Source organism: Pelosinus sp. sgz500959 (genome assembly GCF_042610375.1).
In the GTDB taxonomy this organism is placed as follows: Bacteria; Bacillota; Negativicutes; order DSM-13327; family DSM-13327; genus CTSoil-075.
The window spans coordinates 1-11,483 of record NZ_JBGJZL010000029.1; the positions used below are offsets into that span (position 1 = coordinate 1).

An 11,483-nucleotide genomic window follows, 5' to 3' on the forward strand; every position below is an offset into this window, starting at 1 on the left:
CGATCATCCACTTTTACAATAGGAATTGGAAGACGGTGTGGAGGATCCATTGGAATATATATATCATGCATACCTTCAAGAGCAAGAGGCTGGCTTGTATTGACTTCTACAATAACAATATCAGCACTTTGTACGAAGGATGCTGAATTACCCATTGAAGTGGTTGGAATAATATGTCCTTCTTCTGTAATAGCGCAAGCTTCAATGATCGCTACATCTACTTTTCCACCCAAAAATCCATATCGAGACATTTGTGCAGTATGACTTAGGTGCAAATCACAATACTTAACGCCACCAGAATTAAGAGACTTGCGTATTTCATTGTTCGTTTGATAGGGTAAACGTCTATTTATACCATTAACTGCGGCAAGTGCTCCATCGAGTTCCTTCCCAACGGATGCACCAGTCCAAAGGTTAATTTGGAAATGTTCTTTTTTGATTCTTTCAGCTAAGGCCAAGGGTACTGCTTTCGGATAACCAGATGGGGTAAATCCACTTGTTCCAACATTCATTCCTGGCTTAATTACTGCCGCCGCTTCATCAGCGCTCACAATTTTGCTATGGAGCGCAGAATTACGCACGCGATCTTTGATATCGATCATTTATAATGCCCCCTATTTTTTTATTTATAATAGCAGTCATTAAGCACGTCTAAAACCAACATTAACTGCTAAAAATCATAAGATAACCTACAATGCCAATAATACCATACATGAAAAAAAATACGGCAAATCCTTGCCATCGATAAGGAACACCAAAATTCCACGTATCTCCTAAGAAACCTCTACGGGTAAAGATATTGCTTTTGGTTCGTCTCTTGAACCACTGAGCCTTTCTATCTTCTCCAATGAGTTTCGCTACTATATAGATAAATCCTAAGGAAAGAAAGAAAACAGTTATAACACGTGCTGCTTGTTCTGTTTCACTCACAATTGTTCCCCCCTTCTATTTTTTACACTTTGCATGGCTTCACAGGAATATAGGATAGACATACTTATCAATAAGTTTTTCTACGATTGATAAACATGTCTATCCTATACATTTAAAAGGCAAGACCCTCTTGCCTCCTAAATGCATAATTGATTCTTATAGCTTATTTAGGGTAAAATGGCCATACCATAGGAATAATAATAATAGATACGATAAAGCAAAGTACAACCAAACCAGTACCAGCTTTTACATAGTCCATAAATTTATAACCACCAGGTCCAAGCACTAGAGTATTCGGTGGTGTACCAACTGGAGTTGCAAAAGCACAAGAAGCAGCAACTGCAATTGCCATCAATACCGCATGTGGACTTGCACCAATGCCTTTTGCAATAGAAATTCCAATCGGTGCTAACAATGCTGTTGAAGCAGTATTAGACATGAATTGAGTCAAACCAGCAGAAAGAACAAACAAACTTCCAGTCACGAACATTGGTGATGGAGCCCCCCCTAGCATTCCAACAACAACATCAGCGATGAGCTTACCTGCACCACTTTTTTCCATAGCATCAGCAATTGGCATCATACCTGCAAAAAGGAAAATTGTAACCCAATCAATACTTTGATAGGCTTGTTTCTCTTTTAAGCAGCCAGTCAGTACAGCAAGCATAGCACCAATAATTGCAGCAACTTGAAGTGGCAAAGATTTAAGATCAAGAGCCATAACAATGACAACAGCCACTACAATCAGACCAGAAATCCACATTTTCTTAGGATCTCTTACTGTCACTTCTACTTCTTGCTCAATGACCTGATCACTAGAAAGTGCAGCTTTAGGTAATAAATGTTTACCAATAAACACCATATAAAGCATCCCAGCTACAGTTAGTGGAATACCAATCCAAGCAAATTCAAAAAAACCAAAAGGTTCAAATCCAGCAGCTTTTAGAGCACCTGCAGCGATAATATTCGGAGGTGTACCAACGAGGGTGATAATTCCCCCTAATCCTGCTGCAAAAGCAAGAGGCATCAATTGACGAGAAGCAGGAATTTTTGCTACAGTGCAAATTCCAAGAATAACAGGCATGAGAGCCGCTGTTGTACCTGTATTTGAGGTAACAGATGACAAAGCAGCCGCGATAAACATAACAGCAATCATCAAACCATTTTCACTTTTACCTGCATACTTGACGACTGTCTCTCCCATTTTAGGAGCAAGACCTGTATGAAACATAGCGGCGCCAATCACAAACATACCAGCAAATAAAACAACAGTGGAATTCGATAAACCAGAAAAAACAGTATTCATTGGAATAATACCTAAGATACCTAAGGCAACGGCTCCCCCCATGGCTGCAATTGCCAATGGAATGGCTTCCGTAACAAAAAACAAAGCTACAACACCTAAAACGATCAGTGTGATCACAGCTGCGGACATTTGCTTATCCCCCTTTATTCGTGCACATTTTCAAGATATATGACGAGTATAAAAGCAATTCGTAGATGATCCATTTATTGCCGTGCTAATCTACGCAACAATAAATGGATCTTACTAAAGTTACTTAAGCATTGCCAGCATCGTGCCAGCTGCAACAGCTGTACCAATAACACCCGCTACATTTGGTCCCATGGCATGCATTAATAGATAATTTCCTGGATTCGCTTGTTGACCAACAATTTGACTAACTCGTGCAGCCATTGGTACTGCGGACACTCCAGCAGAACCAATCAGTGGATTAATCTTGCCACCACTAAAATAATTCATAACCTTACCAAATAGTACACCACCAGCAGTACCCGCTGCAAAGGCAACTAAACCAAGGCCAATGATCAGTAGAGTTTTGACATTTAGGAAGTTCTCAGCTTTCATGGTAAGACCTGTACCTGTTGCTAAGAAAATAGTGACAATGTTAATCAACGCATTTTCTGAAACATCGGCAAGACGCCCCGTCACACCAGATTCACGAAATAAATTTCCGAGCATGAGCATGCCCATCAAAGAAGCAATCGGTGGTAATAATAAACTAATAATAATTGTCGTAACTACAGGGAAGGCTAACTTTTCAAACTTAGAAACTGGACGTAATTGATCCATGACGATTTCTCGTTCTTTTTTCGTTGTCAACAGTTTCATAATCGGAGGTTGAATGAGTGGTACTAGAGACATATAAGAATAAGCAGCAACAGCGATTGCACCCAAAAGATGAGGTGCTAATTTCATGGTCAGATAGATGGCTGTCGGACCATCAGCACCACCAATAATACCAATTGACGCGGCTTCTTGCACATTAAAACCAAGAGCCATAGCACCCATTAAAGCCACAAAAACGCCAACTTGTGCCGCAGCGCCCAATAATAACGTAGAAGGACGAGCAATGAGTGGACCAAAATCCGTCATCGCACCTACACCCAAAAAGATCAGAGGAGGGAATACTTCATGAGAAATACCAAAACCAATTAGTTGCATCAAACCAGGATCTGTATCGAACCCTGTTTTAGGAAAGTTCGCTAAAATACAACCAAAAGCAATCGGAGACAAAAGAAGTGGTTCAAATCCCTTAGCAAAAGCTAAGTATAGCAAAATAATACCAACAGCAATCATTATTGCATGACCTGAGGTGAAATCGGTAAAACCGCTATCCGCCCACACAGCCTGCAGGGAAACAATAAATGCATCCATCGTGTTTTTTCCTCCCATATTCTGTTATGTCGAGTATCGTTTACTAGATTAAGCGGTCACAACCAGCACATCGCCAGTTGACACTAATTGTCCCACTTTGACGCGTACTTCAGATACTTTACCATCTTGGGTTGCCATAATTTCATTTTCCATTTTCATGGCTTCCAACACGCAAATGACATCGCCACGTTTGATAGAATCACCAGTTTGTACATTGACTTTAAAGATTTTACCTGGCATTGGAGCAAGAACAGTTTGCGCACCTGCTGGAGTAGGCGCGGCTTTAGGAGCTGCCGCCTTAGGAGCTGCTGATTTTACTGGTGTTGGTGCTGGAGTTGATGCTGCAACAGTTTTTGTTGCTGCAGGAGCAGGAGTTGCTGAACCGATTTCTTCTACGTCAAGTTCATAAACTTGACCTTTAAAGGTAATTTGAAATTTTTTCATTTGTAGTCCTCCCTAATTTTTCACATTTTATAAACAATCTGATTAAAACATTCCATTTCTTAGGTTTGCACCTTCCATGCGAGCTGCTTGAGTCCAAGTACTACCACCTACTGGGCGAATGGCAACAATTTTTGCACCACTATGACCATAGGCAGCAATGGCAGCAGTAAAGAGAATGATCATTTCATCGTAGTCTTCTTCATCACTCGTTTCTTGCTCAGCTACCACAGAAACCTGTTTCAACTCTTCCGGAGCTTCAGTTATTGTTACCTTTTTTTTTTGTGTAGGATCGATCATTGTAATCAGCCTAACCATTAAGCTAAGTCCATACAAAACACAAAATACTACAGTCATATTAATCGCAGCAATCAATACGGGATTGGTTGTAATAGGTTGTCCCATTGATTTCACCTCTTTTCCAAATTGCTTTGCTATAAATACCCTTTATTTATACAGGGAAGTTACCATGACGTTTCGCAGGACGACCTTGTCGTTTGGAAGCGAGCATACTAAAAGTATTGATGAGTACGCCGCGAGTTTCTTGTGGTTCAATGACCATATCAACAAAGCCGCGTTTGGCTGCTTGATAAGGAGTCGCAAAGTTTTTGACATATTCGTCTGTTTTCGCTTTAATATCTGGATCATTTTTGAAAATAATATTCGCAGCACCAGCAGGTCCCATAACAGCAATTTCAGCTGTTGGCCAAGCTAGCACTTGATCAGCACCTAAATCTCTTGAACACATGGCAAGATAGGAACCGCCATACGCTTTACGAAGAACAAGAGTCACTTTTGGTACAGATGCTTCTGAATATGCATAGAGCATCTTAGCACCATGGCGAATGATGCCACCATATTCTTGATTCGTACCAGGTAGGAAACCAGGAACGTCAACAAAATTGAGGATTGGGATGTTAAAGGCATCGCAAAAACGAATAAAACGAGAAGATTTATCCGACGCATTAATGTCGAGGCACCCTGCCATGACTTTGGGTTGATTGGCAATAATACCAACGGTCTTTCCATCTAAACGCGCAAAAGTCGTAATGATATTCGGAGCATAATAAGGTTGAACCTCATAAAAATCTCCATTATCAACGATTTTAGCAATAACTTCCTTCATATCATAAGATTGATTTGAATTGTCTGGAATGATCGTATTTAAACTTTCATCCGTACGCATAGCATCATCCCCATTATCAATAACAGGGGTAGCTTCTAAGTTGTTACTAGGGATAAAACTGACCAAACGACGAATTTGTTCTAAGCAGTCATCATCATTTTCTGCCACAAAATGCGCTACGCCTGATGTAGCATTATGAGTCATAGCACCACCAAGATCTTCTGAAGTAACTTCTTCACCTGTAACTGTTTTAATTACTTGAGGACCTGTGATAAACATTTGGCTGGTATTTTTCACCATATAGATAAAATCTGTTAATGCAGGAGAGTACACTGCACCACCAGCGCATGGTCCCATGATCGCCGAAATTTGAGGAATGACACCAGAAGCCAATGTATTTTTGTAAAAAATTTTACCATATCCAGATAGAGCATCGACAGCTTCTTGAATTCTTGCACCACCTGAATCATTGATGCCAATGATCGGTGCTCCCATTTCCATCGCCAAGTCTTGAACTTTGCAAATTTTGGCTGCATGCATTTCCCCAAGAGAACCACCAACGACAGTAAAGTCTTGAGCATATACATAAACCAAACGACCTTCAATCGTACCATACCCTGTAACGACGCCTTCTGCTGGTGCTTCTGTTTGCTCCATCCCAAAATTGGTGCAACGATGAGTTACAAAACGATCTAGTTCCATAAAGCTTTTTGCATCCAGTAATTTTTCGATGCGCTCACGAGCCGTTAATTTACCTAAGGAATGTTGTTTTGCAATCCGTTTGGTGCCACCACCAGCCATGATTTTTTCTGTCTGTTTTTGCATATCCTTGATTTTTTCTAGTGTTGTCGACAAGAATTCCACCCCCAACTATCACTTTTTATTTTGAACTAAGAATACTATTTTTTACCTACCAAAGATCTTTCTGTATAGGACATCTAAACGACTATAAGCAATCTTCAGTAATCTAAAAATACACAATTTACTGATAAATATCTAGTTTATGTAGATAATGTAATTTAAATAGATAATGAAAGTAGTAATCTCAGTTACTTTAACTACTTAATTACATAAAAATAAGATTCATCTTAAAAACAAATGTTCTTAATGATGAATCTTATTCTTAAATTATAAATAACGCTCTAGAATATGCTTCCCAGAATCAATCTTTAAATATTTATAAGTAGGTCTCCCTACTGTTCCATAAATAAGTTCTAATTTCAAAACACTGATTTTTCTAAGGAACTCTAAATATTTGCGCATTGAAATCCGTGAAATCCCAATATACTTTGCCATTTCTTCTGTTGAGAAAAGGCTTTCTTCTAATTGTTGTATCTTTTCCCAAATAATAGCTAATGTCTTCTTATCAACACCTTTTGGTAGTTCAATGACTATTGGTTGTTCCTTATACAACAAGCATTGATCAAGTTCAACCTGACTCAATCGTTCTTGATCCTCCATTAAGCTTGCCATACCTTTATAAGCTAACAATGCTGCTTTTAATCGGTCAAATGTAAAGGGTTTTATAATATAATCGACAGCTCCAAATTGTAATGCTTTTTTTATATGATCACGATCACAAGCAGCTGTGACAACAATCACATCAACCCCTTTACCTACCCGCCTAATTTTCATCAATAATTCTAAACCATTCATACCAGGCATAAATATATCCAATAATATCAAGTCAATATCAACTTTATCTAATATTTTAAGGGCCTCATTCGCTGAATGGACGCCAACTTCAACTTTAAAATCTTTCACAGCTTCCACATAACGCCGATTAAATTCTGCAATCATCGGATCGTCATCTACAATCATAACCTTAATCAATATATCCTTCCTCCTGACTCCAATAAGGTACAACAACTTTAAATGTGGTACCATAGCCTACTTTTGAAATGACTGTTATTTCTCCACCCAAGCGTTCTAAACTTCGCTCAATCAAATATAATCCTAAACCTCGATCAGTCCCCTTATTAGAATATCCTTTTTTAAAAATATTCTTTTTCATTTCTTCTTTAATCCCTTGACCAGTGTCACTTACTTCAATAATCAAAATATCACTTTCATAAGAGATGTCTAAACTAATACGTTTGATCAATGATTCTTCAACAGCTTCTAGGGCGTTATTTATTAAATTCCCAAGGATGATGATAAGTTCATGAACGACTTCTGGTTCTGCTGATACAGGTAAAAAACTTCCCTCAGATAAGATCATTTCTCCACCAGCTTCTCTAGATAAACTAATTTTTCCTAGTAAAAAACCCGCCAGTACTGGATCTTTAATTTTACTTACGACAGAACCAACTTCAACTTGATATTGATCAGCAATTTCATTTACATAATTCGTAAGTCGATCATAATCTTTTGTGGACATCATTCCTCGAATAGCATGCATTTTATTCATAAATTCATGAGTTTGAGCTCGCAAAGCTTCTGCATAATTACTCACATCTGTAAGTTTTTCTGCTAATTGCTTAATTTCCGTTTCATCTCGAAAAGAGGTAATAGCCCCTACAATTTCCCCTTTTACAATGACTGGAATGCGATTGGCCAAAATTCTAATTCCATTTAACTCCTGTTCATGATCTAGTTCAGCTTGTCCTGTGCGAAGGATATTTTGCAAATTTGTATGGGGCACATAATCATTTACTTTTTTTCCAAGAGGATTACCAACAATGCCGGCTTTTTGAAATATTTTCATGGCTTCCTCATTGACAATGGTAATATAAGATTCCTTATCTACTGCCAAAATTCCTTCCTTCACAGACTGTAACATAGCACTCCGTTCCTCAAATATTTGTGCAATAGCAAAAGGTTCTAAGCCGAACAGGCTTTTTTTAATTTTTCCTGCTAATATCAGGGAGCCTAGTACACCAACCAACATACCCACGCCAATTCCAGCATAGATACCACGCCGACTATGATCTACCGTCTCTTGTACCTTTTCTAGCAAAGTTCCACTAAGTACTACACCTATCTGTTGACCATTAGCATTAAACACAGGTGTGAAGGCTCGTAAAGAGACTCCTAAGGAACCCGTCCTTACTGAAGTAGTCTCTTGTCCATCAAAAGCAGCATTACCATCCTCATCTTCATAATATGTCCCAATTTGAGCTGGATTGGGATGTGATTTGCGGATTTTATTCATATCCATGACTACAATAAATTGAATATCACTCATGATGTTGGTTACTTTATCAACAAAAATTTGTATCTGCCCTTCATTCTGTCTTCCACTTAGCCCATCTATAACGACAGGAGAATTTGCAATAGAACGAGCTACTTCCATTGTGCCTAGAGCTATATTCCTTTCAGTATCAGAAGAAATATTTTTTGTAATAACAATGTCAGCTGCTAATAGAGCTAAGGCAACAACAATACAAGCAAATACTGTAATTGTTGCCTGTAATCCTAATCTAGGTTTCTTTCTCCCCATGGTATTCATCCTTCCATTACCTTTTCTTATTATCTTCCTGATTAATGATGTTATAATAAATTCTTTTAGAAAAAATCTAGTATAAAATATTTAAAAAGAGAAAACCCTTGCAAACGTTCTTATCCCACGCTTACAAGAGTTTTCGACCTTAAGAACCTTACCTAATGTTCAGGCCTATTTTGTCCATAAACAAGTCAAATAAGTAAACAATCTGACCTTAACACTTAGAGATGAAATTTCGCTACAAAAACTTGCAACTCGCTAGCCATATTGGATAAGGCTTGGCTAGATGAAGCAATTTCTTCCATCGAGGCTGACTGTTCTTCAGCAGCAGCAGAAATAGTTTGGGTATCGGCTGCAGAACTAGCAGCAACCACTTTAACACGATCTACAGAACGTGTTACATCATCACTAGAGGCTGAAAGTTTTTCCGCAGCACCACGAATTTCTTTAATCTCACTATTTAGTTCTTGAACCATGGTTACAATAAAATGAAAACGATCACCAGTAGCCGAAATTACCTCTGTCCCTCGGGCCACTTCAGCAGTCCCTTGGTTCATGGTCGTAACGGCAACGGTAGTCTCAGACTGAATATCACGAATAATCCCACTAATTTTTTGGGCTGCTTCATGAGACTGCTCCGCTAATTTTCTGACTTCATCAGCAACAACTGCAAACCCTCGCCCTTGTTCCCCAGCCCGTGCCGCTTCAATAGCAGCATTTAAGGCAAGCAAATTGGTTTGACCAGCAATACCACTGATAACGTCTACGATCTGCCCAATTTGTTGTGATCGTTCTCCTAGATTTTTCACAACACCAGCAGATTGAGTTACTGAGTTTTGTATAACTTGCATTTGATTGGTTGCTTGTAAAACCGCTTCACTACCGCTGCTAGCAACACGAGCTGCTTCACCTGATTTTTCCGAGACCAGATTTGATTTAGAAGCAATCTGGCTAATTTCTACCATCATTTCTTGTACAACAGAAATAGTCTGTTCTACAGCATCGACTTGATGAGCTGCACCGCTTGCCACATTCATAACGCTTTCCGCAACTTGACCTGCCGCTTGGGCTGATTGCTCAGAGCTAGCCGTTAGTTCCTCACTCGATGCAGCCACTTGCTCAGAAGATTTAGCGACTTGTATCACCAGACTTCGTAAATTATCCGTCATAATCGTAAACGCTTGTAAAAGATCCCCGATTTCATCTTTAGCGTTATATTGAATAGTATTCACTGCTAAATTACCATTGGCAATCTGTATGGCAGAATCAGCAACCTTCCTAAGGGGGCCAGAAATACGCCTTGCTAAATAGATAGAAGCGATACAAGCTACAATAAAAATAATAGCATCCAAAATCCCTAGTACTCTTTGCACATTCTCTGCAGCATTCACGTTATCTTTCACACGCAAATCCATTCGATCCATTAAAAAATTCACAGTATCATTCATATTTTTTTCAGCCACTTCAACTTTCGCACCTGCTGCAGCGACAAATTTTGTAGCTGCTTCTTGTCCAGTTGTATTGCGAACTGCAAGGCCTTGATCAGCTATCTTATGATATTCATCTAAAGAGGACCGAAGCTGCCCTACTTTTTCTTTGCCTTCGGGCGTGATCAATTTTTTCTCTAGACTAGCCAAGGTTGCATCCATATTTTTGCGCGAAATATCATACGCTTGCACGTATTGGGGAGAAGCCGTTAATATATATCCACGAACTAGTGCTGCCTGGTTGTTTAATTCAATGTTAAGATCCTTTACTTCCACAACTAAAGGTACACTGCGCGAGAGCACCCCATCATAACCTTTTTCAATCTGATCAATTTGATAATAGGTATATACATTCAGTCCTGTGAAAGCGATGACGACCATCATACAAACTAATAAAATTTGTTTTCCGATTGTTACACGCATTTATCTAACCACCTACCTTATTAATGCCTTTCTCAGCAATTTTTTTCCTTTTATTAGTCGTTCTATTTTTTCCATGAAATTCCCTGCTCGAAAGACAATGCGGTGTTACTTTCTTTAAATACTAAATTACCTGTACTATAAAAAAAGACCTGGCTTTCACCAAGTCCTAAGATGTAAACTAAATCCCTAGTCATCCTCATTTAAAATCTAGAAAAGTTTTTACAAGAAAAAATTACTATTTTAGATACTGCTGCTCAATCATTTCAACACGTTTACTAGTCTTTATGATCAGTTGCTCAGCATTCACAATGATACGTTCATGAGTTCCTCTACCGATTTCACCAACCTCATCAAAAGCTAAAATATCAAAGGATAACTTATTACCATCCACATGTGTCAATGTAGCCTTTACACTCACTGTCATTCCTAAAGTAGTTGATGCCTCATGAGTAAATGACATAGAACGTCCAACGGTTATAAATCCATCAGGTAATTTTTCATCTACAGTTGTTACCGCTGCAGCGATCATAAGATCAACGTAAGCAGGAGTCGCAAGTAGATTTCCTAATGCTCCACCACCATAATTTTTTGCAGTATCTGTTTCCGTTATTTTTCGTTGTACAACTGTTGATAGCCCAGGAACCATTGATGTTAAATCTAACACAATACTCTCCCCCTTCATTTTTTATAAAAGTTTCGAGAAATTGATACCCAGGGTTTGATGGTTTTTTAATTCACGTTAGAATGAATGTAATCAATGATGGTTGTTGTGGATGTACCAGGTGTGAAAACTTCAGCGATACCAGCGGCTTTAAGACCAGCGATATCGGAATCAGGAATTACACCGCCACCAATCATTAACACATCAGTCATACCGTTACCACGAATCAGTTCTACAATGCGTGGGAACAAGTGATTGTGAGCTCCTGATAACAAACTAAGAGCAATGACATT

The 11,483-nt window shown here is 38.8% G+C and carries 10 protein-coding genes and 2 pseudogenes; all 12 read right to left on the reverse strand.

Going from position 1 to position 11,483, the window contains the following annotated elements:
- Nucleotides 1-602: pseudogene (locus tag ACAN52_RS21490) on the reverse strand (acetyl-CoA hydrolase); the annotation flags it as partial.
- Between the two features lie 61 nt (nt 603-663).
- The gene (locus ACAN52_RS21495) at nt 664-930 is read right to left on the reverse strand and encodes a hypothetical protein (protein ID WP_378957163.1); all 267 of its coding nucleotides are present in this window, start codon (nt 928-930) and stop codon (nt 664-666) included.
- Nucleotides 931-1,093: 163 nt separating this feature from the next.
- Complete coding sequence (locus ACAN52_RS21500; protein ID WP_378957164.1) at nt 1,094-2,365, reverse strand: SLC13 family permease; 1,272 nt, start codon at nt 2,363-2,365, stop codon at nt 1,094-1,096.
- A gap of 120 nt (nt 2,366-2,485) precedes the next feature.
- Complete coding sequence (locus tag ACAN52_RS21505) at nt 2,486-3,607, reverse strand: sodium ion-translocating decarboxylase subunit beta (RefSeq protein WP_378957165.1); 1,122 nt, start codon at nt 3,605-3,607, stop codon at nt 2,486-2,488.
- A 48-nt stretch (nt 3,608-3,655) separates the two neighbouring features.
- On the reverse strand, nt 3,656-4,051 hold the full coding sequence (locus ACAN52_RS21510; RefSeq protein ID WP_378957166.1) for a biotin/lipoyl-containing protein: 396 nt from the start codon (nt 4,049-4,051) through the stop codon (nt 3,656-3,658).
- A 42-nt stretch (nt 4,052-4,093) separates the two neighbouring features.
- Complete coding sequence (locus ACAN52_RS21515; protein ID WP_378957167.1) at nt 4,094-4,453, reverse strand: OadG family protein; 360 nt, start codon at nt 4,451-4,453, stop codon at nt 4,094-4,096.
- Nucleotides 4,454-4,499: 46 nt separating this feature from the next.
- The gene (locus tag ACAN52_RS21520) at nt 4,500-6,029 is read right to left on the reverse strand and encodes an acyl-CoA carboxylase subunit beta (protein ID WP_378957169.1); all 1,530 of its coding nucleotides are present in this window, start codon (nt 6,027-6,029) and stop codon (nt 4,500-4,502) included.
- A 273-nt stretch (nt 6,030-6,302) separates the two neighbouring features.
- On the reverse strand, nt 6,303-7,007 hold the full coding sequence (locus ACAN52_RS21525; RefSeq protein ID WP_378957170.1) for a response regulator: 705 nt from the start codon (nt 7,005-7,007) through the stop codon (nt 6,303-6,305).
- Nucleotides 7,000-8,616: a DcuS/MalK family sensor histidine kinase gene (gene dcuS, locus ACAN52_RS21530; RefSeq protein ID WP_378957172.1), complete on the reverse strand. Its 1,617-nt coding sequence runs from the start codon at nt 8,614-8,616 to the stop codon at nt 7,000-7,002. The genes ACAN52_RS21525 and dcuS overlap by 8 nt, the downstream gene beginning before the upstream one ends.
- A 224-nt stretch (nt 8,617-8,840) precedes the next feature.
- On the reverse strand, nt 8,841-10,529 hold the full coding sequence (locus ACAN52_RS21535; protein ID WP_378957174.1) for a methyl-accepting chemotaxis protein: 1,689 nt from the start codon (nt 10,527-10,529) through the stop codon (nt 8,841-8,843).
- A 235-nt stretch (nt 10,530-10,764) separates the two neighbouring features.
- On the reverse strand, nt 10,765-11,193 hold the full coding sequence (locus ACAN52_RS21540) for a thioesterase family protein (protein ID WP_378957175.1): 429 nt from the start codon (nt 11,191-11,193) through the stop codon (nt 10,765-10,767).
- Between the two features lie 65 nt (nt 11,194-11,258).
- Nucleotides 11,259-11,483 (reverse strand): annotated as a pseudogene (locus tag ACAN52_RS21545) (methylmalonyl-CoA mutase); the annotation flags it as partial.